26 protein-coding genes are annotated in these 23,748 nt (G+C 63.6%); 7 read left to right on the top strand and 19 right to left on the bottom strand.

Annotated elements, in window-relative coordinates:
- Positions 1-940 precede the first annotated feature (940 nt).
- The 8 genes from NWE53_RS00090 to NWE53_RS00125 form a co-directional block, all read right to left on the bottom strand.
- Positions 941-1,435: a hypothetical protein gene (locus tag NWE53_RS00090; RefSeq protein ID WP_265052379.1), complete on the bottom strand. Its 495-nt coding sequence runs from the start codon at positions 1,433-1,435 to the stop codon at positions 941-943.
- Positions 1,432-1,563, bottom strand: a complete 132-nt coding sequence (locus tag NWE53_RS00095) for a hypothetical protein (protein ID WP_265052380.1) — start codon at positions 1,561-1,563, stop codon at positions 1,432-1,434. The genes NWE53_RS00090 and NWE53_RS00095 overlap by 4 nt, the downstream gene beginning before the upstream one ends.
- A 68-nt stretch (positions 1,564-1,631) precedes the next feature.
- A complete protein-coding gene (locus NWE53_RS00100; RefSeq protein ID WP_265052381.1) occupies positions 1,632-2,345 on the bottom strand; it encodes a cytochrome c3 family protein in 714 nt (237 codons plus the stop codon).
- A gap of 12 nt (positions 2,346-2,357) precedes the next feature.
- Entirely contained in the window at positions 2,358-2,858 is a 501-nt protein-coding gene (locus NWE53_RS00105; protein ID WP_265052382.1) for a nitrate reductase cytochrome c-type subunit, read from the bottom strand.
- Positions 2,831-5,326 carry a periplasmic nitrate reductase subunit alpha gene (gene napA / locus NWE53_RS00110; RefSeq protein ID WP_265052383.1) on the bottom strand — a complete coding sequence of 832 codons (2,496 nt, stop codon included), beginning with the start codon at positions 5,324-5,326 and terminating at the stop codon, positions 2,831-2,833. Before napA ends, NWE53_RS00105 begins: the two co-directional genes overlap by 28 nt.
- Positions 5,323-5,658 carry a chaperone NapD gene (locus NWE53_RS00115; protein WP_265052384.1) on the bottom strand — a complete coding sequence of 112 codons (336 nt, stop codon included), beginning with the start codon at positions 5,656-5,658 and terminating at the stop codon, positions 5,323-5,325. The genes napA and NWE53_RS00115 overlap by 4 nt, the downstream gene beginning before the upstream one ends.
- An 8-nt stretch (positions 5,659-5,666) precedes the next feature.
- Positions 5,667-5,858, bottom strand: coding sequence for a periplasmic nitrate reductase, NapE protein (gene napE / locus NWE53_RS00120; protein WP_265052385.1), 192 nt, complete (start codon positions 5,856-5,858; stop codon positions 5,667-5,669).
- Between the two features lie 407 nt (positions 5,859-6,265).
- Positions 6,266-7,243, bottom strand: a complete 978-nt coding sequence (locus tag NWE53_RS00125; RefSeq protein ID WP_265052386.1) for a hypothetical protein — start codon at positions 7,241-7,243, stop codon at positions 6,266-6,268.
- A 119-nt stretch (positions 7,244-7,362) separates the two neighbouring features.
- Here NWE53_RS00125 and NWE53_RS00130 point away from each other — a divergent pair, with 119 nt between their 5' ends.
- On the top strand, positions 7,363-7,620 hold the full coding sequence (locus tag NWE53_RS00130; protein WP_265052387.1) for a hypothetical protein: 258 nt from the start codon (positions 7,363-7,365) through the stop codon (positions 7,618-7,620).
- A 473-nt stretch (positions 7,621-8,093) separates the two neighbouring features.
- Complete coding sequence (locus NWE53_RS00135) at positions 8,094-8,237, top strand: helix-turn-helix domain-containing protein (RefSeq protein ID WP_331489863.1); 144 nt, start codon at positions 8,094-8,096, stop codon at positions 8,235-8,237.
- 123 nt (positions 8,238-8,360) lie between these two features.
- On the opposite strand, the gene NWE53_RS00140 is transcribed toward NWE53_RS00135, so the two are convergent.
- A complete protein-coding gene (locus tag NWE53_RS00140; RefSeq protein ID WP_265050996.1) occupies positions 8,361-8,846 on the bottom strand; it encodes a hypothetical protein in 486 nt (161 codons plus the stop codon).
- Here NWE53_RS00140 and NWE53_RS00145 point away from each other — a divergent pair.
- A complete protein-coding gene (locus tag NWE53_RS00145; RefSeq protein WP_265050997.1) occupies positions 8,846-9,166 on the top strand; it encodes a hypothetical protein in 321 nt (106 codons plus the stop codon). The genes NWE53_RS00140 and NWE53_RS00145 overlap by 1 nt on opposite strands.
- 263 nt (positions 9,167-9,429) lie before the next feature.
- Positions 9,430-9,768 (top strand): hypothetical protein, encoded by a 339-nt coding sequence (locus NWE53_RS00150; RefSeq protein ID WP_265052388.1) that lies wholly within the window; start codon positions 9,430-9,432, stop codon positions 9,766-9,768.
- Positions 9,769-9,969: 201 nt separating this feature from the next.
- Here NWE53_RS00150 and NWE53_RS00155 read toward each other — a convergent pair whose 3' ends face one another.
- Entirely contained in the window at positions 9,970-10,707 is a 738-nt protein-coding gene (locus NWE53_RS00155; RefSeq protein ID WP_265051888.1) for an outer membrane protein, read from the bottom strand.
- Between the two features lie 467 nt (positions 10,708-11,174).
- The gene (locus tag NWE53_RS00160) at positions 11,175-11,525 is read right to left on the bottom strand and encodes a YMGG-like glycine zipper-containing protein (protein WP_320109543.1); all 351 of its coding nucleotides are present in this window, start codon (positions 11,523-11,525) and stop codon (positions 11,175-11,177) included.
- A gap of 630 nt (positions 11,526-12,155) precedes the next feature.
- On the opposite strand from NWE53_RS00160, the gene NWE53_RS00165 reads away from it, so the two are divergent.
- The gene (locus tag NWE53_RS00165; protein WP_265052389.1) at positions 12,156-12,791 is read left to right on the top strand and encodes a recombinase family protein; all 636 of its coding nucleotides are present in this window, start codon (positions 12,156-12,158) and stop codon (positions 12,789-12,791) included.
- A 4-nt stretch (positions 12,792-12,795) separates the two neighbouring features.
- On the opposite strand, the gene NWE53_RS00170 is transcribed toward NWE53_RS00165, so the two are convergent.
- On the bottom strand, positions 12,796-12,936 hold the full coding sequence (locus NWE53_RS00170; RefSeq protein ID WP_265052390.1) for a hypothetical protein: 141 nt from the start codon (positions 12,934-12,936) through the stop codon (positions 12,796-12,798).
- Positions 12,937-13,048: 112 nt separating this feature from the next.
- On the opposite strand from NWE53_RS00170, the gene NWE53_RS00175 reads away from it, so the two are divergent.
- On the top strand, positions 13,049-14,902 hold the full coding sequence (locus NWE53_RS00175) for a potassium transporter Kup (protein ID WP_265055041.1): 1,854 nt from the start codon (positions 13,049-13,051) through the stop codon (positions 14,900-14,902).
- A 146-nt stretch (positions 14,903-15,048) separates the two neighbouring features.
- On the opposite strand, the gene NWE53_RS00180 is transcribed toward NWE53_RS00175, so the two are convergent.
- Positions 15,049-15,540: a hypothetical protein gene (locus NWE53_RS00180; protein ID WP_265052391.1), complete on the bottom strand. Its 492-nt coding sequence runs from the start codon at positions 15,538-15,540 to the stop codon at positions 15,049-15,051.
- 384 nt (positions 15,541-15,924) lie between these two features.
- Here NWE53_RS00180 and NWE53_RS00185 point away from each other — a divergent pair, with 384 nt between their 5' ends.
- Complete coding sequence (locus tag NWE53_RS00185) at positions 15,925-16,734, top strand: hypothetical protein (RefSeq protein ID WP_265052392.1); 810 nt, start codon at positions 15,925-15,927, stop codon at positions 16,732-16,734.
- Positions 16,735-16,942: 208 nt separating this feature from the next.
- Here NWE53_RS00185 and NWE53_RS00190 read toward each other — a convergent pair whose 3' ends face one another.
- The 6 genes from NWE53_RS00190 to NWE53_RS00215 form a co-directional block, all read right to left on the bottom strand.
- Positions 16,943-19,285: an AAA family ATPase gene (locus tag NWE53_RS00190; protein ID WP_265052393.1), complete on the bottom strand. Its 2,343-nt coding sequence runs from the start codon at positions 19,283-19,285 to the stop codon at positions 16,943-16,945.
- Entirely contained in the window at positions 19,282-19,851 is a 570-nt protein-coding gene (locus NWE53_RS00195) for a hypothetical protein (RefSeq protein WP_265052394.1), read from the bottom strand. The genes NWE53_RS00190 and NWE53_RS00195 overlap by 4 nt, the downstream gene beginning before the upstream one ends.
- A gap of 233 nt (positions 19,852-20,084) precedes the next feature.
- A complete protein-coding gene (locus NWE53_RS00200; protein WP_265052395.1) occupies positions 20,085-20,291 on the bottom strand; it encodes a helix-turn-helix transcriptional regulator in 207 nt (68 codons plus the stop codon).
- Positions 20,292-20,779: 488 nt separating this feature from the next.
- Positions 20,780-21,559, bottom strand: coding sequence for a hypothetical protein (locus NWE53_RS00205; RefSeq protein WP_265052396.1), 780 nt, complete (start codon positions 21,557-21,559; stop codon positions 20,780-20,782).
- Positions 21,560-21,657: 98 nt separating this feature from the next.
- Positions 21,658-22,125 (bottom strand): hypothetical protein, encoded by a 468-nt coding sequence (locus NWE53_RS00210; protein WP_265052397.1) that lies wholly within the window; start codon positions 22,123-22,125, stop codon positions 21,658-21,660.
- Positions 22,122-23,351: a tyrosine-type recombinase/integrase gene (locus NWE53_RS00215; protein ID WP_265052398.1), complete on the bottom strand. Its 1,230-nt coding sequence runs from the start codon at positions 23,349-23,351 to the stop codon at positions 22,122-22,124. The genes NWE53_RS00210 and NWE53_RS00215 overlap by 4 nt, the downstream gene beginning before the upstream one ends.
- Between the last annotated feature and the right edge of the window lie 397 nt (positions 23,352-23,748).

The raw sequence follows: 23,748 nt of genomic DNA on the forward strand, positions 1-23,748 counted from the left end.
GATGGACTATGCCAGGGGGCGCCTGCAGTGGTTAAGAAGTGGTTAATCAGCATGGGACGGTAGCGGGAGCGGTGTGATGAAGATTGTGGGCAAACAAGCTGCCGCGCTCGCCTCTTACGCGCTGCAGGCGGACGACCAAGAGCTTGTCCAATACGCAGTGCGCCTCCGCGCTCGCGCCGTCAGGCGTGCAGGAGAGTTGCTCAAGCAAATCCGGCCACAGCACGGATCGAACCCACTAATGTTGTGACGCGAACAGATCTCCCCCGCAAAGCCGGCATGCTCGAGAGGCGAAGAGGCTTGGCGATGGGCTTAAGATAGCCGCTTGGCGATCATCTGCGCTCGTCCAGTTCGCGCCGTGTGCGGTGGCCTTATCATCCCTTATCAGGCGGGACGCTGTGTCTAGGCTAGAGACGCATTGCACAACCGTTCCGGTTGATTCAGCGTTCGTTCGCGGTTTGAGCAGACGCCGCGCCGGGCCACAGGAGGCCCAGGTTTGGCATTTCGCGCGATTTTGGCTATCCGAAGGGCAGAAAATTTTTTCCGCCCACCGGCCGCCTTCTAAACGCTTCCACGGGGCTATGCCCCTTGAAGGAACTTTCGGACCACCTACCTGTTGAGGACGCGGCGTCGGAGACGATGCCTGCCTGCTCTCCGGTTGGATGCGTTGCCGCGGATGTACCGGCCGCACCTACGGGAGGGCAAAGCCAGTTTCCCGGCGATGGCCGGAACCGCCAAGTCCTGACAGAAGTCAGAGGCCCGTCGCTTCCCAAGCGGCGGGCTTATTATTTCCCGAGCCGACGTTCGCGGAGTAATAAGCGCGCAAGCGGCTTCCGATGCCGGCATGTCCGAGAGGCATCTGCGCCTGGCCATCATGTGCTCCGGGTAGCCGCGCGGCTTCTGGTGCCGGTCTTGGTCTGCCCGGCACGGCGTTGCTTGCGGTTCATGATTGCGTCCTCCTGTGTATCCCGATGGCTGCGAGGGAGGCTTCGGCCTGCGCGACACGGTCAGCGTGCCAGGCGGACCAGCAGCCGTCGTGCAGCCAGACCTGATCGGGCGCGATGCCGATGGCGAGCAGGATGTCTCCCGCCCGTTCGGGGCCGCCGCAGCTGCCGCAACTGCCGCACTGCCGCAGGGGGGCGGAGGAAAAACTAACTGGATTGCGGTATTGCCAGTGCATGAGACAGGCGTGGTAGGCGGCGTCCTCGGCCTCGGCCTTGGACTTCCCCAACTCGGTCAGCCGAGCCACATCGCGCTCAAACGTCAGGACCAAGTCACTGACCGAAACAAGATAGGATTTGGCTTTGGGTGCTGCGGCAGTTGCGGCGTTCGCGGCACTTCCCCCAGATGGCGGGGTGCGCGTTTCCGGTTTCACACCCTGCGGCAGTGCGGCGTTTGCGGCGTTTGTGTCTGGAAACTGAAACCGCCTGTAGCTCACGCGCTGGCCTCCTGGACCAGCCGCACGCGGCGAGGACGGGCCGACACCTCCTCGATCCAGCCATGCGAGGCGAGGATGGCGATGGTCGATCCTATCTCATCGGCGGGATCGAGGCACTCGCCGATCATCGCTCGCGGATCGTGTTGCTGGAGGCTGCGAGGCGAACCGATTGCCCGGCGAACGGGAGCGTCGACACTCAGCGCTTTTCGATCTCGGCCAGATAGGAGCGCACGGCGTGTTCCGGCTCGTGCCAGGAGGCGCTGCCCTTGCCTTGGTTTTCCGGCGGCTCCTTCCAGCCGGGCTCGATGCCGGTCATGTCCGGTAGGAGATGGGCGATGCCCTTGTGGCAATCGATACAGGTCTTCTCCTTCGGTATCAGGTAGCGGCTATGGATTTCGGCCGCGCGGCGGGTCTGCTTGGTGAAATCCATCGCCACTGAGGAGTGGCAGTTGCGGCATTCCAGGGAGTCGTTGGCCTTCAGCCTCGCCCATTCGTGCTTGGCGAGCTCGAGTCGCATGCCGAGGAATTTCTCGCGGGTCGAGATCGTCCCGAAGATCTTACCCCAGACCTCCTTCGAGGCTTGCATCTTGCGGGCGATCTTGTCGGTCCAGTTATGCGGGACGTGGCAGTCGGGACAGCTCGCGCGCACCCCCGAGCGGTTGGAGAAGTGTACCGTCGACTGCATCTCCTGGTAAACGTTGTCGTGCATCTCGTGGCATGACGTGCAGAATTTCTCGGTGTTGGTGACCTCCAGCGCGGTGTTGAAGCCGCCCCAGAACAGTACGCCGCAGATGAAGCCGCCGAGCGTTAGGAAGCCGAGAGGGAGATAGGCGCTGGGGCGGCTTATGATCCGCCAGAAGCGCACGACGACGCTCCAGCACCAAAGGACGAGGGATTTGAGCCTAGCCATGATCCCGCCCCGCTACGGCTTCCGGCCGACATCTTTGGCGTCCTGAAACTGGTTCTGGACCAGCGGTGGAACGTCGGTCTGCTGGACGTGGCAGGCGGTGCAGAAATAGCGCCGCGGTGTCACGTCGGATAGCACTTGCCCATCCCGGTCCTGGAAATGGGTGATGCTGATCATCGGCGCGCCCGAGCCTTCCGTGAACTCGCGCTTGTGGCAATCCATGCAACGATTGGTGTTGAGGGTAAGCTGATAGCCGTCGATCGAATGCGGGATGACGGGCGGCTGCTCGGGATAGTTCCGCATGCGCTTCACGTCGTCGACGACCGGGCGGCCGAGCGCCGGCACTCGGTCGAGGTCCATGGGATGGGCGTTGCCGGTCACGCGCGGAACGACCCTGATCGGTGCTCCCTCCTGCGAGAGCGCGCCGACGGTGAGGACGACGAGGGCTGCCAGCGCCGCCCCGAGACCGGTCCAGGAGCGCATCACGCTCAGACCGCGAGGATCTTGACCGCGCATTTCTTGAAATCCGTTTGCTTGGAGATGGGATCCGTGGCGTCGAGAGTAACCTTGTTGATGAGCTGGCTGGCGTCGAACCAGGGCACGAAGACCACGCCCGGCGGCATACGGTTGCGCCCGCGCGTCTCGAGGCGCGTGATCATCTCGCCGCGCCGAGAAACGATCTTCACCTCCGCTCCCTGGTTGAGCCCGCGCTTGCGAGCGTCCTCGGGGTGCATGAAGCAGCGCGCGCCGGGGAAGGCCTTGTAGAGTTCGGGCACGCGCATCGTCATCGAGCCTGAATGCCAGTGTTCCAGAACGCGGCCGGTGACGAGCCAGAAATCGTACTCGCCATCGGGCGATTCCGCCGGCGGCTCATACGGCACCGCGATGATCCGGGCCTTGCCGTCCTTGTTGCCGTAGAACTCGACGCCCTTGCCCGGTTTCACATAGGGGTCCAGCCCCTCGCGATAACGCCAGAGCGTCTCCTTGCCGTCCACCACCGGCCAGCGCAGCCCCCTGACCTGATGATAAAGATCATAAGGACCGAGGTCGTGGCCATGACCTCGGCCGAACGTCGCATACTCTTCAAATAACCCCTTCTGGACATAGAAACCGAAGTTCTTGGCTTCGAAATTGTCGTATTCCGCATCGATTTCGCTCGCTGCGAACTGGTCGACCTGGCCGTTGCGATACAGCACGTCGAACAGCGTCTTGCCCTTATAGTTCGGGTTGGCGTCGAGGATCTCCGCGGGCCAGACTTCGTCGGTGGTGAAGCGCTTCGAGAACTCCATGAGCTGCCAGAGGTCGGAGCGCGCCTCGCCTGGCGCCTGGACGAGCTGGTGCCAGACATGGGTGCGCCGCTCGGCATTGCCGTAGGCGCCTTCCTTCTCGACCCACATCGCGGCGGGCAGAATGAGATCGGCAGCCATCGCCGTCACGGTCGGATAGGCATCCGAGACGACGATGAAGTTCTCCGGGTTGCGATAGCCGGGATACGTCTCGTTGCTGTTGTTGGGCGCGGCCTGGAGGTTGTTGTTGACCTGGACCCAGTAGAAATTCAGCTTTCCGTCCTTGAGCATGCGGTCCTGCTCGACGGCGTGGTAGCCGGGCTTCTCCGGGATGATGCCGTGTGGAATGCGCCAGATCTCCTCGGCATGCTTGCGGTGCTCGGGATTGGTCACGACCATGTCGGCCGGCAGCCGATGGGCGAAGGTGCCAACCTCGCGCGCCGTGCCGCAGGCCGAGGGCTGGCCGGTGAGCGAGAAGGGGCTGTTGCCCGGCTCCGAGATCTTCCCGGTCAGCAGATGCAGGTTATAGACGAGCTGGTTCGCCCAGACCCCGCGCACATGCTGGTTGAAGCCCATCGTCCAGAGCGACATGACCTTGCGCTTGGGGTCGGCATAGAGCTCGGCAAGCTGCTGCAGGAAGCCGGGTTCGACCCCGGTCAGAGCGGAGACCTTCTCCAGCGTGTATTCCTTGACGGAGTCCGCGAAGGCCGCAAAGTCGATCGGCGTCGTCGCCGTGACATCGGCGGCCTTGCGCGCCTTGACCTCGCGCGGATCGTCGGCGCGCAGACCGTACCCGATCTCGGTCGCGCCCTTCACGAAGGTCGTATGCTTGTCGACGAAGTCCTTGTTCACCCGGCCGGTCGAGATGATGTGGTTGGCGATGTAGTTCAGGATCGCCAGGTCGGTGCCCGGCTTGAAGACGATCGGGATATCGGCGAGGTCCGAGCTGCGATGCGTGAAGGTCGAGAGCACCGCGACCTTGACATGGGGATGGCCGAGCCGGCGGTCGGTCAACCGCGTCCATAGGATCGGGTGCATCTCCGCCATGTTCGAGCCCCAGAGCACGAAGGCGTCGGCATGCTCGAAATCGTCGTAGCAGCCCATGGGCTCGTCCATGCCGAAGGTGCGCATGAAGGCGACAGCGGCCGACGCCATGCAGTGGCGGGCGTTGGGGTCGAGATTGTTGGAGCGGAAGCCGGCCCGCATCAGCTTGGTCGCGGCATAGCCCTCGAAGATCGTCCACTGGCCGGAGCCGAACATGCCGAGCGCGGTCGGCCCCTTGGCCTTCAGCGTCTCCTTGGCCTTGGCGGCCATGGTGTCGAAGGCCTCTTCCCATGAGACCGGGGTGAACTCGCCGTCCTTGGCATAGACGCCGTTCTTCTTGCGCAGCAGCGGCTGGGTCAGCCGGTCGCCGCCATACATGATCTTGGAGAGGAAATACCCCTTCACGCAGTTAAGGCCGCGGTTCACCTCGGCCTTCATGTCGCCATGTGTGGCGATCACGCGCCCTTCCTTGACGCCAACCATAACGCCGCAGCCGGTCCCGCAGAAGCGGCAGGGCGCCTTCGACCATTTGATCTGCAACGCGTCGACGCCGCCGGAGACCGGTTGAGCGCCAGCGGGAACGCTCATGTTCGCGGCAACCGCAGCGACGCCGGCGGCTTGAGCCTTCAACATCTCACGACGGGAAATCGTCATGCGGCTGCTCCGTGATCCAGGGGTTCGATTTGCTCGTAGACGAGGTTGGCTGAGAACACGCGGTTCATCAGCGCCATCTCGGTCAGGCGGCTGCCAATCTCGCCGCGGTTCTCGCTCTCCATCACCACGATGATCTTAGTGTCCTCGAGGCCGTGTACTTCGACGCCGGGCATCTCCGCGAGGAGACGAGCGATCGAGGGGCAATCCTCCGCGCGAGCGGTCACGACCGCGCTTGCAATGTGGAGATAGCGCGCAGGCCGGGTCGCGACTTCGAAGTGAGGCGAGATCCGTCCTTTGAGAAAGTCGCGGCGGTCGATGGCGTGGTCGGGCATGTGTCGGCTCACCGTGGAGGTCCAGGCGGGCCAAGAACGATCTGCGACATCCAGATCAGGAAGCCGAAACCGCCAACGATGCCTACCGCCAGAATCGGCCAGATCAAGACAGCGAGCGTCAAGAAAGCGAACAACTCGGCGCGTCGCGTCGGCTTCGCCTCTCCCGCATGCGCTTCCTGAACCGTCGTTTCACTCGTCATCCAATTCCCCTCGCGCGGGATACGCAGGACTTAAGCGCGTTAGATTAGATTTTGATGAAAGTGCGCATGCTGTCCAGCACAAATCGCCCCCACCACCGTGCCCAAATGCAAGGGTCAGACCCTACAATCGGGACGGACATGAGGAGTGGCGTTTCCATTGAACTGGGTCCACCCCTCGCGCTCATAGACTGCGCGTCGCGACGCCATATCGATTCGGACCGACTGGTCCATGATCGGTTGAGCTTCCAGGGTTCGAACGTCGTCCACGCGGATTGGCGCCCGCCCAGCCGCCGCGACGGACGCTCTCAGCGTAAAAATGCGCTTCGCTGTACTACTCGGCGCTTTCCAAGGCTCTGACCGATCCGCTAGCTCCCGCGCCGGCCGCGCGTGAGGCCCGCGCTCCGTCTCTATTGAACGGTTGCTGCGAGTCGTAAGCGGGAGCTTACGGCCTCAGCGATCCTGGAGGCGAGGCCCGTCTCGAGTTCGAAGGCGCTGTTGGAATTCAGATCGGCCTCATAGCTGCCGGACCAGATTATTGCGCTCGTTTCGCTATCCAGAAGGAGGCTGGTGATCCTGACTTTGCTATCGCTCGTACGGATCACTCCCTCCAGGATGTGCCGGTTGCCCAACGACCGATTGCTCGGGACCGCCGAGGGGGGCGGATCCAAAGCAGACAGCGCCTCGCCGCGAAAGACTGTCAGCTCCCCTCGCGGAGCAAGATGTGAGAGCAGCTCGTCGGAAAGCTGCGCTGCAAAAGCCTCGGCTTCGGCCCTCCTGGTCAGACTGACGAAAGGCTTCACGACAACCGCTGGTCGCGCGAGGCTCGCCTGCTGCGTCGGGGCCGGTCGCTTTGCCATCACCATTGTGGCCACTAAAGGGATGATCGCGAGCGCCGCAGTGACACCGACAAGCCGATTTCGCCACGGCCAGCAGCTCGTCCGCGAGCGGGGTGGTTCGTCGGGCGCGGGATCGGATGGTGAAAGCGGCGCAGGCTCCTCCTGATCGTCCAGCCTCCAGCGGAAGCTGGGCACATAGCCCCCCTTGGTAATCTCGATCACAAGCGGGTCGGTACTGCCTTCGAGCAGGTAATACCGCTCCAATCCGCGCCTGAGCCGCCCCGCCTCAATGCGAACGACGGGATCGTTCGAAACGTCGAAATCTGCCCTCCGGCCGAAGACTTCGACTGCGATCGCATAGGCTTTGATGCGGTCGGCCCGGCCAAAGAGCGTCTCTTCAACCACAAAGGACAGAAACCGGCGCACCCGCTCGGGCACCTTAAAGTCGTCACTTGCTAAAATGCGACCCAGTTGGGCACGAATATCGTCTTCAGAGATCCCAGGAACAACGCAGGAAACTGAGCCACTGCTGGAACTCGTCGGCATCATCAATCACTCCGGCCGCGTGACCACGCACCATCTCGAACAGATGGAGAAATTAGTGCAACACAAAATCAGTGAAGGGCAAGGAGTGCATCGACCCGCCCTCACATATCGAGGTCGGCATTATGACCCGGATCGAGGAGCGCGGGCGCGCCCGTCTGAAACTGCGTTTTCCTGATTGGCGGGCCCGTTTTGATCTCGCCGCAAGCGAAACCTTTCTCGACCTTTGCGAGGCGTACGAATTGGCGCATGTGGGGCTGGATTACTGGACCAGGTCAGACGCACCGTTACGCGACGAGATGATTGCAGATTATCGAGACCTGATGGCCTCCCTAGAGTTGGAAGCCCAGATCTCGCCAGCTCGCGACATCATGGCAGGATAGGCTCAGCGAGAGGGCATTGACCCGAGCCGTCGACTGACTTTCTTGATTAAGCCCGCAGCCTCTCAGACGGGCGCGCCACGCGCTTAGCGTCTGAGGCAGGCCCGAAATCGCATTGGACGCATGCCTGCAAGCGACGCTCCCATGTTGCAAACTGTAACCTACTTCCTTCCGCGCCATTTGCGGCGTTGATTTCGATGAATCAGGCAATCGGCATGATTAACAAATAGCTGGCGCGGCTATTGAAATGAATGAGCAGTTTGGGTGGGATTCTCGTATCATGTGGGCAGCGACAATGTTGACCATAGCTACTACGCTGGCTGCTTTCTCGTTCGTCGGTTGGCGGAGAGAGCGGCGCGAGGAAGTCGAAGCTGATGACGCGCAGCGAAAGCCCACCCGGCCGTAGTGGGGCGCACAGGGCGCCGCCGCAGCCTTGAGCTTTTCTGGCTGATCCCCGGCCCGCCACCCGGCCGCAATTGGAAACCGTGCGGGACCTGCTGGCGCAGGATGCAGGTGTCAGCGTCATTGCCAGGACGACCGGTCTGTCCCGGCAGACGATCTACCGGATGAAGGATGATCCCGCGGAGGCAGAGGCGGCGCTGGCAAAGTGGGGCTTATAGCGCGCGGGTCCACCTGTGGCGTTGGGGAGAAGCTACCGGGCAAGGTAAGCTTGAGGGCACGGATGGCCTCAAGGACCAATGCCGGTGGCCGCTAAATTCATCACCCTAATGTCGGCTTGGGGATTATTGGCCCGGGGGCTGGGTGTAGTTCGTCGCGATCCGCAGCAGTGCGCGGAAGTGGTCAAGCAGGCTGCGCTTACGAAGCCTGATCTCGATGTGGACCTTGGATCCGGGTGCCGAGGGCCGGCAGACTATCGAACCGTGCTCCTTGATTGTAGCTTCGATCTCGGCAAGGCTGATCTCTTCGGCCATTCCGTTTGCCTGAATGAGATCGGCCAGTTGGCGCGCCGTGAACAGTGAGCGCTTTTCCTGGCCATTCTCGCGGACGGTAAGCACATCATAGGACTGCGCGTGCTTGTGCGCGGGGACGGCCATTGCCTCCTGTGCGCGCTCGTTGATGATCTCCTCCTTGGCATTGCGAAGCAGGCTCGCCCAGAACATCTGTCGCGCCTTGCCTGCATTGGTTGGGTTGGGGATCGGTGCGTTCTTGCCGGCCTTGGCGCGGAAGCGCCTGAGAGCTCGAGCCATCGCCTCTTCGTCGATAGTCATTGATAGTCCCCGACCGTATCGAGGAGAATGTCCTTGGCCTGGTTGAGGCCGGTGTTGGGAGCCGAAAGCCCCTCGGATTTCGCTTCGAGGCCTGGCTCTCTCCGGCGGTCCCCGAAGCCGATCGATTGGAACTCGTGACCAAGTACCTGATCAAGCCGTTCATTCGCCGTATGTATCCTGGCGCGGACATCAGCGTTCTGCAACGGCTGACTCGCTCACCTGATGAGCGGGATGAAGACGATCGCGCCGACCACGATCACGATAGCTGTTCGGATCAAAAGGCCGTTGACTCGCGCCATCTCCGCCTCGGACGATTTTGATCTACTCATGTCGAACTCACTGCCTACGCGTGATACTTCAGCGCGAGATTGATCAGCGCAATCGGCAATCCGCAGACGGTTCATTTTTAAGCGCTGGGCGTGGCCCAAAAAGCACTGGGCGGCGCGGCTCTTCGCATTGTGCGCCGTCGACGCAGCGTCGCGCCTATCTTCCCAAAGGGAATGGCGTTAATTGACATAGTCGCTGCATCCGCCGTTGCTATGCTGCTGTTGCCTATGTCCCCCATGGTTCATGTGAGCGCTTGATGTCGGCCCAAGAACGCGGGCTTGCCCGTCTCATGCTTCGGTTCCCCGAGTTCCGCCAGGGCTTCGCGCGACTGCGGGGCGGCAGGTTTGGCGGCGTCTGCGAGGAGTACGACCTCGTCTGGGAGGTGATCAGCAGGTGGTCCCAAGACGAACACTGCGCGATGTTTCGCTATGGCGATTACTGCCTTCTGGCGGCCGCGATCGAGCGCGACGCGATCGCAATGGCGAAGGCCGTGCCGGATCCCGGCGCCATCGCCAAGGCGGCTGGGGCGCAATCTGCGCCCACGGCATCCTCGGAGTTTCGACAGCCAGTGCCGCCGATATCTCCCTCTTGGTGAAGCGGGGGCCCGCCAGCATCCGCTTCAGGATCGCCACGCGGGAGGCCCGTGTCCGACGAGTCAGGCCTGAGACGGTTCACACGATCCCTGGTGCCCCGGCCCCGGTCCGGTGACCGGCAAACCAGCGAGCCAACACTGTTGGGCTAACAAAAACAGCCCGGCGCAAGGCGCCGGGCTGCTCGCAGGTCAAAAGCTGTCGCTTCAGAACTTGTAGTTCACGCCGACGCGCACGAGCCCGGCACCGCCGCCGCCATTGCTGACTGCGGTATAGGTTCCGGCCGGGAGCACGCCGCCCGCCGCATTGTCGAAGGATCGGGCGCGCCGGCCCTCGCCGGTATCGACGTAGAGGCCTTCGATCTTGGCCGTCCAGTTGTTGGTGAAGGCGTATTCGACACCGCCGCCGACGGTCCAGCCGGCGTTGCTCGTCGTGTTGCCGGTCAGCGGGTTGGTGTTCAGGCCGCCATAGGCCAGACCGCCGGTGACGTAGACCAGGGTTCGGTCGAAGGCGTAGCCGATGCGAGCACGCACAGTGCCGAAATAGGCGCCGTCACCGCCGCCGCGGCCATCCCACCAGGAATAGCGGCCCCAGGCCACGCTACCGCCTGCATCGACATACTGGATGTCGGTCTCGAGGCCGTAGACGATCGCGCCGGACTGCCAGTTATAGCCGATCTGGGCGCCGCCGACGAACCTGCCGTCACCACCGCCAACACCGCTCAGGACGCCGGAAGAGGCGGCCGTCGGTCCGTTGACGCCGATCTCGCCCGAGTCAGCCCAGCCCACGCCGGCGTTGAGACCGACATAAAGACCAGCCCAGGTGAACAGGGGCGCGTAGACGGGAGCGGGAGGCGGGGCGTGGCGGCTGGGAAGATCGGCCGCGAAGGCCGAGGTTGCCAGGCAGGTTGCCAGCACAGCAGTGGAAACGAGGCCTAGACGCATAATACTCTCCTAGGGTGATTTCATTAGCCGATCCGTAGCGTACGATGTTTTCAGCTGCGAAGTTGAATGATTGGTGACGCTGGCTGATCGAGGGGCCAGAAAATCACTGAGAGTGGCATTTGGGTCACTGGGTTGATACCAATGGCCACTCCTTATCTCCGTGCAAATTTCAGTCTTCGCCGCCATCCGCTGAGACAGCTATCGGCTCCGCGAAAATCGTCGCAGCGGCCTTTCGCAAAAGGCCGCCGACGCCTCAACCCGCAACCGCCTGAAAGGCAGTCGGCATGGGGGGCAGTTCTTCATGACGAAAAGAGGGCAGTTCAGAATGTCGCTGGACACGGTCTGTTCCCGGAAGTGTTGCCCGGTTGATCCTCACGCGCAACAGCCGCCCGAGCGGAGCGGCTGTGTATGAAACCATATGCTGCCGGTCGCCTCGCTAATTGGCCCGACAGTTGCCCTCAGGCGCCTTACGGGCAGGGACCGGTGAAACGGCGACCGCTCGTGTCCTGGAAGATGCAGTTGTTCGGGGTCGTTGCCCGACCGACCACCGCGCCGGCCACGCCACCTGCTACGGCACCGATGGCGGCCCCACGTCCGCCGCCCGCGATCCCTCCGATGAGCGCGCCACCGCCAGCGCCAATGGCGGCGCCGCCAAGCGTGCGGTGCGACTGGGACTCAGGGTTGCAGCCTACGAGTAAAAGGCCGAGGCCGATAAAGCCGGCGACTGTGATCGAACGGATCATATTGGGGTCCTTGCTCAAGTCTGCGCGCGAATGCGAACGCATCAATCTAATAGGCCAAGACGTCGGGTGCGCCATCGCAGAGCGACCGCATCGGTCGGGAATTCCTGTGGATGTTCATCAGGTCTCCTCCGATAGCAGTGGCCCATCACAGCGGGCGGGGAGCGCCCCCGACCACGCGTGGACGTGTGAACGGCAGGACGGCGTCCGTTCAGAAACTGTGGCGCATAAATGGGCCAACCGCTGACGCCGCTATCGATGCCGGGGGCACGCCCAAGCACAGCCTGGATTAGCCTTTCGCTCTGCGGCGGACATCGCGGATTTTCAGCGGTTGCCACAGCCGGCCGCTCGCCATCATGCGGACATTCGATCTCGGGGCGTGAGCGCCGCCAGAGCCCCTGGGACGTCAGCCAGCTTCGCCGCAGCCGCTGGGCTGTCTCCGGCGGTAAGGTTGCCCCGCAGTCGTTGCGCGTCGCCGGGCCGCTCTGACAGCTGCTACCATGAGCCTTGTCCCGCGCGGCTATGTCTTTGACCAGATCAACGTCCAGCTGACTGGCATCGTCGCTTTCGTTCGACGGTCGAACGACCGATAGAGTATACCGTAGCGGACACATCACAGGTGGCGCAAAACGGTGTCCGTAAGGCTTGACGCGAGCCTACGGACATGCATTTCTGCGGACGATATCTCTACGGACGGGAAGCTCGCCCATGCAGATTGTGTTCTATGCCCGCGTCTCGACTGCCGATCAGACCATTGCCCATCAGGAGCGGCAGGCGCGGGACGCCGGCTTCGCGATTGACCGCGTGGTCGCTGACAATGGCGTCTCCGGCGTCAGTAGCCGGCTTGCCGAGCGGCCAGAGGGCCAGCGCCTGTTCGACCTGCTCCGGGCCGGGGACGTGTTGGTCGTGCGCTGGGTCGACCGGCTCGGGCGCAACTACGCCGACGTCACCGAAACGATCCGGGAGTTCATGCGACGGGGTGTGGTCATCAAGACCATCATCAACCGCATGACCTTCGACGGGGCCACGGCAGACCCGATGCAGCAAGCCGTCAGGGATGCCCTTATTGCCTTCATGGCAGCCTCGGCGCAGGCGCAGGCGGAAGCTACAAAGGCGGCACAGGCGGCTGGCATCGAGCACGCGAAGGCGAGCAATGGCAGCGCCTACAGGGGCCGCAAGCCGAGCTTTACCCGAGCGCAAATGGAAACCGTTCGGGACCTGCTGGCGCAGGATGCAGGTGTCAGCGTCATCGCCAGGACGACCGGTCTGTCCCGGCAGGCGATCTACCGGATGAAGGATGATCCCGCGGAGGCAGAGGCGGCGCTGGCGAGGTGGGGGATATAGCCATCTAGCCGGCGTTGCCCAGGGTGTTGCCGGTGAGCGGGTTGGTGTTCATCCGGCCAGAGGCCAGACCGCCGGTGATATAGACGGGGGTCCGGTCGAAGGCGTAGGCGATGCGGGGCAAAGGGGAAGCATGCCTTGCTACCACCGCTGCTGCATGCGCTATTCCCATGTAACGGGGAGTCCGGCGCATGGCTCGTGAGGTTCTTTCGCAAGACGGCTCTGCGTCTCACCGCGATCACAACGGCTCCGTCCGCGCCCTGACGCTCGGCGCTCTGGGCGTCGTTTATGGCGACATCGGCACCAGCCCGCTCTATGCGCTCAAGGAAGCGGCGAGGGCCGCGGCTGCCGGAGCAGCCTTGCGGCCGGAAGCCGTTATCGGCTGTGTCTCGATGATCCTCTGGGCGCTGATCCTGATCATCTCGATCAAGTACTCGATCTTGATCCTGCGCGCCGGCAATCGCGGCGAAGGCGGCATCATGGCGATGCTGGCCCTGCTCAAGGCGCGCCATGCCAAGCCCGGCACAGGGCGCGCCTATGTCCTCGTCGTCGGCCTCGTCGGTGCCGCCTTGCTCTATGGCGATGGCGCGATCACGCCGGCCATCTCTGTGCTCAGCGCGATCGAGGGCCTCAAGATCGACGCACCGATGCTGGCGCCGGCCGTCGTGCCGCTGACCGCCGCGATCCTGATGGGCGTCTTCCTGGTCCAGAGCAAGGGCACCGGCTTCATCGGTCGGCTGTTCGGGCCGATCATGCTGCTCTGGTTCCTGGCGCTCGCTCTGCTCGGCATCCGGGGCATCCTGATGGCGCCGGAGATTCTCGCAGCGATCAACCCGTTGAAGGCGCTCTACTTCATTACCCACACCGCCCCGCTAGTCGGCTTCGCCGTACTGGGCGCCACATTCCTGGCTGTGACCGGTGGCGAGGCGATGTATGCGGATATGGGCCATTTCGGTCCAAAACCCATCCGCCTCGCCTGGTTCACCATCGTGCTGCCTGCGCTGATGCTCAATTATTTTGGCCAGGGCGGGCTGCTGCTCACCCAACCTGCAGCCCTTACCAACCCATTCTACCAACTCGCCCCGGACTGGGCGCACTACCCATTGATCTTCTTCGCCACCGCCGCCGCCGTCATCGCCTCGCAGGCGGTAATCACCGGCGCCTTCTCGCTTACTCGACAGGCAGTGCAGCTGGGCCTCTTCCCCGCCGTCCACATCAAGCACACGGCTCATGACCAAAGGGGACAGGTCTACATTCCGATCGTTAACTGGATGATCTGCCTGGCGACACTCACCTCGGTCTTCATGTTCCGCTCGTCCGATGCGCTGGCCGGCGCCTATGGCATCGCCGTCTCATTGCTCATGGCCATCACCACCGGACTTGCAGCGCTGATCGCCCTCAAATGGGGCTACAACCCAATCCTTGTCGTGGCGGTCAACGGCTTCTTCCTGCTGATCGACCTTGCCTTCTTCTCCGCCAACCTGCCGAAGCTGCATGAAGGTGGCTGGTATCCCCTGGTCCTGGCGCTCGTGCTGGTGGTGGTCATGCTGACCTGGCGGGGCGGCCTCGCTTTGGTGGAGGCCGCGCGTGGCCGCCAACGCGAGCCGGAGTGGGACTTTCTCAACATGCTCGCGACGAACCCGCCACTCCGCCTGCCGGGCACCGCCGCCTTTCTGGCCTCGGCCGCGCGCGGGCTTCCGCTCTCACTCACGCATTTCGTTCGCCACAATCATGCCCTGCACGAGCGCGTTCTTCTTGTTACCGGAAAGCTCGAGGAAATCCCGCGCGTGCCCGACGAAAACCGGATGCAGGTGATCGAACTCGCGCCAGGCGTCACTCGCGTGATCCTGCATTTCGGTTTCATGGAGACGCCACGTATTCCCGATGGCCTGCGCTGCGGCGCCGACCGGGGTCTTCTGCCGGGCGTCGATCTCGACCAAATGTCGTACTACATTGGCCGCGAGACGATCATTCCGCGCGCGGACATAGTGGGAATGGCCATGTGGCGCGAGACGCTCTTCTCCTTTATGCAGCGTAACGCCGAGCGCTCAGCTGCCCATTTCCACATCCCGGCGAAGCAGGTTGTGGAGGTCGGCGTGGAGATCGAGATCTGATCGCCACGCCTTGACCCTGCCCTTGAGAAGCAGATCGCAAAAGCGTTCAGCGAGAAGCAGTGGCCGTGGTCTCGGCCCGGACGGGTCACACAATCCCGGTCCAGCCGACCGGAAGCGCGAGCACGCGGTCGGCTCCCTCGCCAAGCTCAATGATGATCGTCCTCCCCTGACGGGACGCCCCGCGCGTTTCTCTCGAACCATGAAGCAAGATCGTCACCCCATAAGGCGGCGAGTTCAGAGGGGCTGCAATCATAGGGCGAGCGAGGGTTCAGCGCTTCGATGCCTTTCCGCCAGCGCCCTTGATGCTTCGGCGGCAGAAGCGGGTTATTCACGTCGATCGGCTTGTCGTCCATCGCCTTGAGGACGTCCTTCATCCGCAGCGAACGCGGTTTCCGCCGGGTCTGCGTGTTCCGCTCCGTCGCGAGCTTCTTGAAATGCACCAGGTCGCTGACCAGGCGGGCATAGGCGGGGACGTTTGTCTGCCGGAGCTTTTCGATCACCTCCGCGCCGTGTTCGGCGACATCGGCGGCCACGAGTTCGATGATCGATGCGCCGAGGCGATCCCGGGCGTTGAGCAGGTTCCTTCGCTGCATGGCGGCTTCTCTCGCGCCTGCGCGCGACGCGCGCGAATGGGGCAATTCTAGCAGGAACCAGCTGTCCGTATCTGGCGAAAAGTAAGACGCCGCAGTTGGCCGGCAACCGCCTTTGGCGCTGCGCCTCCATCGATCATCGCAGCCAGGGCTTCAGGAACCGCCAGGGGGAGGTCTGCTTCAGGCGGGTCAGCCGGGGCTGGCCTGTCGTCGGCCGATCTCGTGAATATAAATTCATTCGATTCAAGTTTAACCCAGAAGTTCGTGTTGAAATTCTAATAATACGAACTACTCCAATTTATTATGAAGGCAAAAACGAATTGACCCTGTATGTCGTCGATGATATCGTTATTATATTATTACTTATAGGCTCGCGGACTGGAGGCGCGTGCGTTAAGTGGTCGACAACATTCTAGCGTGAGGATGTTTTCCATGCAGAAATTGCCGCCCCGGAATTCGTTCTCTCCGCCCCGTCGCCTGATCGGCGACGGCGGTCCGCCGCCAAACGGCGTCGCGCAGGCCAAGCCGGTCGCGCCCTACCGCGACCCGGCGATGGTCGGTTCGAACTACGACCGGCTCCCGAACGAAGGCTATATGACGATTGACGCCGACTGGATCATTCCGGCGTTGCTAAAGGGCGTCCCGATCGAGGGGCGGATCCTGGAGCCGTGCGCAGGCCGCGGCCACATGGTCTACGCTCTCCGCCAGGCCGGGCTTGTTGTGATCGCCCGCGATCTGTTCGCCTATCCCGACCCGTTGGTCGCCGACATCGAGAGCGGCTGCGATCTTCTGGACATCAGCACACTGACCGGTTTCGACTGGGTGATCACGAACCTGCCTTTCAAGGATCAGGACGAGTTCCTCGCGCACCTCCTGCGCCTGGCAACCGAGGCCGGATGCGGCGTGGCAGTGCTGACGCGGCTGGAGTGGACTTCGGCGCAAGCGCGTCGTTTCCTTGTTCACGACCATCCGAACTTCGCGGGAAACGTGCTGCTGACGCGCCGTCCGCGCTGGAGTGAGGACGAGAAGGCGGCTCCGCGGCACAATTTCTCCTGGTCCGTCTGGCAGCCCGAGCCTCGGCCAGCCTCACGGCCCGCGTGGCTTCGGTTTGACCAATTCACGCGCGCGTCTGCCGCGCTTCAGACCGGCCGTCGCCTTCCCACCTCACGGTCGGTAACCCGCTTGCACCGCGAGCGGCCAGAACGTGAGGGCCCCAACTTACGTCCTGGCTTCGAGGAGTGAGGTGCGACCTTTAAAGATCACGCTGAGGCAGCAATCGGGCATCGACGCTTGCCGCTTGCGTTTCGCGCTTCGCCCGCACCTGCGGTGGCTCCCGCCCCCTCACCCCCGCACCCCTCCCCCCTAAAGGGGGAGAGGGTGCGGTACGGGATTGGGGGCTGTAGTTTTCCGCACCTTCCCGCACCTCTTCCGCACCTCAGGTGCGGGAACGTTATTCGGGAACAATAATGTATTTCCTGCCATCGCTGTTCTTGTCCGGGCGCTTTTCCTCTCGCAGGTGGCCGGCTTGCACCAGGCGCCGGATGTATCCACGGATCCTGTCCCTCTGTTCCTTAATTTCGGGGTCGAGGTTCAAGAGCGGGCCAAGCACGTATCCGACCCAATCTTCAGCCGCGAAGTGGGCTCGGTAGTTGCCGGCGCGGACCGTGGCCTTGATATCCTCGAGGAGAGCCGGGGATATCGTCGTGTCCGCCAACCGCGCCTCCCACGGGACCGGTACGCCGATATGATCGCCTTCCGGGTTGTCGGCATCGTGGTTGTAGAGCGGGACGTTCTCGAGCCTGATCCAGGTCGAGGCATGGGCCGGCGGCGCGTGGTTGGTCTTGCCATCGACGAGGCGCAGGTGGCGCCAGCGCTGCTGCGGATCGATCCCGAAATTCTCCGCCTCTTTCTGCGTCATGCGCTGCACCAGGCGAACGTGGCGGCAGCCGTCGACGAAGGCAGCGGCCCCGCGGGCGTCACCGGCTTCGAGTTCGCGGGCTTGGCCGGCGGGGCCTTTGCGCGCGTGATGGACGAGCAGAATGGCGCAGTTTGCTCTGGTTGCGACGGCAGCCAGGGCCTTGATCACGGCGTCGACGGCGACGTTGTCATTTTCCGGGATGCCGTGCGCCGAGATCACCGGATCAATCACGAGGACATCGAGACCGTGCGCGACAATCGTCGCCTCGAGCCCGGCGAGGCTCGCCTCGTCGAGGGTGAACCCGTGGCCGTCGGCGCTGGCGATCTTGAGCGGCAGATCAAGTCCGCTCTCGAAGAACAACCGGCCTTCGTATTGATCGGGCGTGATACCGAATTGCCGTGCGACGCCAACGAAGCGGCGCTCGAGTTCGTCGATTGGATCTTCAAGGTTCCAATACAAAACCCTGAGGGGCCGGATTGGGAGGTCGTGCAGGAGCCGCCGCCCGGTCGCCATCGCCAGTGCCTCGACCATGGCGACGATCGACTTTCCCGATCCGCCAGGCGCGACGAGGGCAGAGACGCACTGCCGCAAATAGGCTTTGCCGTAGAGCCAGCGCCGCGGCGTAATGTCCTTGGCCGGGCGAAGGACGCGCGGCTGGATTGGCAGCACCTCCGGCTCGGGGGGCTCGTCCCACCCTTCCGTGTCGTCCCCGCCGCCGCCGTCGGGGTCTGGCTCGGGGGGCTCATCCCACCCCTCGGGCCCCTCTCCGGCGTCCCGGGCTGGATTGTCCCCATCCGCAGTGCGGTCCCCGGCGGGCGGGCCCCCATCCGCAGTGCCGTCCCCGGCGTCGTCAGCGGCCTCGTCCCAACCCCCGGTGCCGACTCCGGCGCCGCTGGCGGGTCTGTCCCAACCCTCGGTGCCGTCCGCAGGGCCGTCGTCGGGCCGAGCGTGAGCGTTCGTATCGCCACTGCTGCCAGGCTCCGGGCCAAGATTTGGGTCCGGGCGCCTGGACGGCTTCCTCCAGCCCGGGACCCGCCCAAAAACTTCAGCGAAGAGGCTCGCGGCCGTGATCGACCGGATGTCGGTGAAGCTCTCCCAGGTAGCCCTCGTGTGATCTGGATCGTAGCCCCACCACTTTTGGGACCATCTGTCGAAGGCCTCGAACGAGGCTCCCCCGGCCCGCGCCGCCATGCCGATCTTCAGCCACTTGTCACGGTCAACGTAGTCATTGGGCAGGGCGTCGAGCGCGGCCTCGACATCCGACGGGATGCAGGTGTGAAAGAAACCGAAGATCTTGCCGTTGGCTCCTGCCGGAGCGTCGGCTGTCGTCTTCGCCGACATCGGCCAGCGTGCCTTGCACTCCCTCTCGAACGCTTCTTCCTGCCCCTCGGTGATCAGCGGCAGATCGTCGAATGGAACCGCGTCGAGCGGCACATCGCGCCACTCGTAGGGCACGCCGGACACATGGTCGCCGAACGCGACAAACTGCTGACCGTCGCCGAGTATCTCGATCTTGCTTCCGGTGTGAAAGGGCAGCGCGATCGTCCGTTTCAGGCGCGGCCGGTCGGAGCGGTAAACGGACAGTACGCGCGGTGAATTGCTTCGGAACCGCGTCGGCGCCGGCCCGAAATGTTTCTCGACCAGCGCCTCGACCTCGGCTGCCCTGTCGGGATCGTCAACGTCGATGTCGACGGCGCGCAACTTGTCGCAGCGAATTCCTGTGCTCGCGCCTTCCTGGTTGAAGACCGGCACGCCGGCCGTCTGCCGCCAGCCCGCCTCGAATGGCGCCTTCCCGGCGGTCCGCACGGCGATGACGCGATAGCCCCTGGCGTCCAGGCGCTCGCGAAGCTCCGTCACCTCGCGTTCGAGGGTCATCCCGCCCAACCTTCTGGTTCGGTCGCATCGGACGCGCCCGCGTTCTGGGAATGGGAGCGGTCGGGGTTCGGGAACGCCTGGTTGCGCGGCACCCAATCCACCACCCTGTAGGCGAGCAGCCGCGTTTCATGGTCCCCGAACTGGATCGGCTGCGATGGGCCGAAGACGATGAGCGGGACCAGGCCGCGTCCGAACCGGGGTTCGCATTCGTTGTAAAGACGGGTGACGAATTCGCAGTGTGAGTACGTCCAATTGGTCATTTCGAATGCGATGTCGGCGACGCCGAAGGCCTTCGGCGCGAGGGCGAACAGCGACAATGCGGGCTTTGCCTCCGCCGTCGGCGGCGGCGGCATCGGACCGTCGAGCCCCGGGACCGGCGTGAATTTACGCTTGCCGCTGCCGTCATGGCCGGTAAGCCAGCCGCGCCGGACGCGCTCGATATCGATCGCAACGGCCTGGCCCTCGAGCGAGATGAAGCGGGAGCCCGCCTTGCTGCTGATCGCCCACTCGTCGCGTGATGGGGCGTAGCGGATGTACGGCCGACGGATCGGCATCGCGATCGGCATGATGGAGCCTCCATTTCGGAAGACCGCCGGCGCAGGACAGCGCAGCCCGCCAAGCTCCAGAGATGTTGTCAATCTCTGTGGCCGTGCGGATGGAAGTATTAGCGACGGTATTTCTATTTATTCACGGAATATCTTGTCGGAAGACAAGACCATTATTCGTTCTATGAGGACGTAACGACAAAATTAATCTTACGTGTCGGCTGACATCGTCAGATATCCCGCGTCCATTGGCCTCAGGTCGATGTCTGCATCCGGCCAGCGAGCCACTGCTCGACGTCGCGCCAGCGGTATCGGACCGCCCGGCCAAGCTTCAGGAACTCCGGGCCGGTGCCGTGGCAGCGCATGCGCGCCACCGTGTTCTCGGCGAGGCCAAGGCGCTCCGCCGTTTCCCTTGAGGTGAGGAGCTGCTCGGGAGGGGTGGTCGGCAAGCGTCCATTCATCAGCATGCTCCTCGGGCAGCGTTGAATAGTGGGGCGCGGCAGCGCGCCCGGGTCGCGGGGAACACGCCGCGGTCGATTGGCGCGTTCACAGGGTTTCGGGCGGCTCGGTCGCTCGTTGCCTAACTTGTGGCGGGGTGCCGGAGGAGCTGTCCGCGCGCTGCTCAATCCAGGCGACGAGGTCCCTGGCGCGCCACCCGAGCTTTCGCGTGGAGAGCCGCAGCGGGAGGGGCGCCCGTCCGCTCCGCGAGAGGCGTCGCCAGTGTGCGACGCTGAAGCGGCAGAACGCGGCGGCCTCAGCGGTGCTCAGGACGCGATTGCCAGCGATCGAGGCGGGGAGATTGTCGAGGAGGTTCGCCATTCCGTGACACTCACAAGAAGCTCGAGAGGTGGGCTTATGAGAGCAGAATTGGCTTTGGCGGGTCGTGAAGTCCAAGGGGAAGTTGTCGATCGAGCGACGCGCAAAAACCCCTAAAGCCCGGGACTGACCGTCAGGTGGGTTCCGGCTTGGCGCCTGCGCCCCTTCGCCGGGCCGCCAGCACCTCCGAAATCGCATCCGCCATCGTGTCGTGCGAGCCATGGTGTTGGCGGTACGGTTCGGGCACCGCTTGCATGACGGCCCATGCGAACTGCGTGAATGGGGTGGTGCGGGACTTCTCGCTTTTTTTCGAGGCCGTGACCGGTAGCCCCTGACCTTCGAAGACCGCGGCCAGCTCGGTCACGAAAAATCGCCAGCTATATGAGGTGTCGAGGGGTGACCGGGTCTTTTCCTCGGCATCCAGTTGGTCGACTGCTTGGCGGGCCCGGGCCGCCAGGCTCAACAGTACCGGATGAACGTCCTCCCTGCGAAAGCTGGTTGAATTCCCAACATCGACCTTTTCAAGACGGCGCCACGTCTCAGCCATATCCCCCTGGTCAAGCGCCGCGACCAAGTCGCGCGATGCACGCCTGATCCGCTTGAGCAAGGATCCGACTTCGTCATGGGTGGTGCCGTGGATGAGCGACGCCCGCTCCCAGCAGAATTGCTGGGCCACACGATGCACCAGGGCCAAGTCATGCCCTGACAGTGCAAACCCCTCCAGCGCCTTTTGCCAGCCCGGCAGTAAGTCCGGGGCAATCTCACCACCGAGCAAGACCGCACCTCTCGCGGGTACGGGCTTGCCTTGAAGGACGTCACCGAGATGTTCGCCCGGGACCACGTATGCCCGTTCGATCTTTGGTCGTACCGCAAGCGATTTGCGCGGGTTGCGGACTGGTTGACGCTTAGCCATGGCCATTTTCTCCGAACCGGCTCCCGAAATTGGCGCCGGCGCGCGCGACCGAGCGAGCCCTCGGCGTTGATGGAGAGGACGCTGGCTCCAGGCCCAGGTTACGAACGAGGATCAGCCGGGCTCGGCCCAGCGGGCTCGTCGCGTCTACCGGCTGCGGTGATACCGATGCGTGCAAGCTCCGCCTCCACCTGTTCGAGGGTCATGTGCTCGACCTTGGTCGACGGCAGCTGGCCTGTCGGCGCCTCGATCGATTTCGGCTCGCGCCAATGGGCCGACCTGGTCCGCAGCAGCATCTCATTGGCTCGGAGCGCCACGCCCAAATCGTCGGTCTGATTGGCGAGCGCCAGGATGTTGCGGGCGGCGAGTGCCAGGAACTGGTACTCGGTCAGCTCCAGCTCCTCCTTGTAGTGATATTCCAAAGCCTCGACGCCGATGCGCAGGATCCGGGCGATGATCTCCTTCGGCACCCTGTTGTAGGCGTGAGCCCTCACCACCGACCGCGTCGTCTCGGTCGGCTCGTGCTGGTTGGGCCCCAAGGCGCCCGGCGGTGGTGCTTCGACCGTCATCGCATCTCTCCGGGCACTGGCTCCAGGCGGCCTGAAAGACGTGCTGTCGAGCTTGGCTGCGCTGCCAACAGCTCCGCAACGTGCTGGCCCCAGCGCTCGAGCGCATCGCGTCGCTCCGCCATGAACTCGTGGCGCTGGTAGACTGCCGCGACGCCGGAAATGGTGCCGGACGTATGATTGAGGATCTTGTCGGCTACGTGAGGAGCTATTCCGAGCCGGGCCATGCCTGAAACGGCCGTCCGCCTCAGATCATGCAAGCGCCAGCCGACAATCCCGGCTAGTCCGTCCAGCTCCCGCTTCGCCTTGGAGAAGTTATTGAAGGGGGCAGCGCCGCTCGGGGTGAAGACGTAGTGCCCGAGCCGAGGCATGCGCCGGATCAACGCGGCCGCGGGATCCGTCAGATGGACCAGGTGGGGCCGGCCGTTCTTGGTTCGCCCCGCGGGAAGCGTCCAGGTCCGCGCCTCAAGGTCGATCTCGTCCCAGCCCATCCGGGCGACTTCCTCGCGGCGCTGGGCCGTCAGGGCCAGCAGTTCCACGATACCGCCATAGGCACCACCCAATTGACGGGCTGCCATCAGCACCTGGGCCAGTTCCGCGTCGGACAGCACGCGATCGCGCGAGATCACGCGACTGGGCGCTGGGATACCATCGCAGGGCGACCGCTCGAGCAGCGCCTTGCCGATGCACCAGTTGAACAAGGTGCGCATGACCCTGAGGAGCTTGTTGGCCCCGATCGGGGCTCCCCGGTCGACGACCTCGCCCAGGCAGGCCACCACGTCCCGTTTGGTGATGGAATGGATGCTGCGCGCGCCCCAGCGCTCGACCATATCCCGGCGGAGCAGCCGCTCGATCTCCCGCCCTGACCGGCGCTTGGAGGCATGCTGCTGGACAAACAGTTTCACGACGTCCTCGACCCGATCGCTCGACAGCCTGCGCCGCGCTTCGCCCTTCTCTGCAGCCGGGTCGCGCCCCTCCCGCCGCGCGCTGAGCACCTTGTGCGCTTCACCCCGAGCCAGATGCAACGTGACGCGGCCATGGGGCCCGATGGTATATTTGCGCAAGGCCGACCCCGCCCCGCCGGTGCGGTAGAGGACGATGAACACCTTTCGCCCGGCGGGGGTTACCTTGACGCCGAAGCCCGGCAGCGTCTCGTCCCAATAGACCAGCTCGCGCGACGGTGTCGGAAGGGCATCAATGATGGACTTGGTCAGGCGTGCCCGTGGCATGAGGTGCTACCCAAGAGAGATATAGGTAGCCTCATAGAGCCAATTCGCTCCATGGCTGTCAATACCAGATCAGAAAATCATCAACAAACCCAGCTAGATATCCATCTCAATCCATCCCCATCCATTTCCAGACAGCTGATCCCCGGTAACCTTGCGGGAGAAGGTGCCGGCAGGCGGATGAGGGGTCGCGCCACGATCCCAACGTTCACGTATGCCTGCCGCAACTCCTAAAGCGTCGCGTGACCCCTCATCCGTCAGCGCTTTGCGCTGCCACCTTCTCCCGCAAGGGGAGAAGGGAAGGGGTGCCGGGTCGAGCCCGAGCATGACGGCTTGCAGATTCCCATTCACCCATTTCCCTCAAATCGCTCGAAAATTCGTCGCGCCGCTGCTAGGACGG

The sequence above is a fragment of the Bosea sp. NBC_00550 genome (genome assembly GCF_026020075.1).
In the GTDB taxonomy this organism is placed as follows: Bacteria; Pseudomonadota; Alphaproteobacteria; order Rhizobiales; family Beijerinckiaceae; genus Allobosea.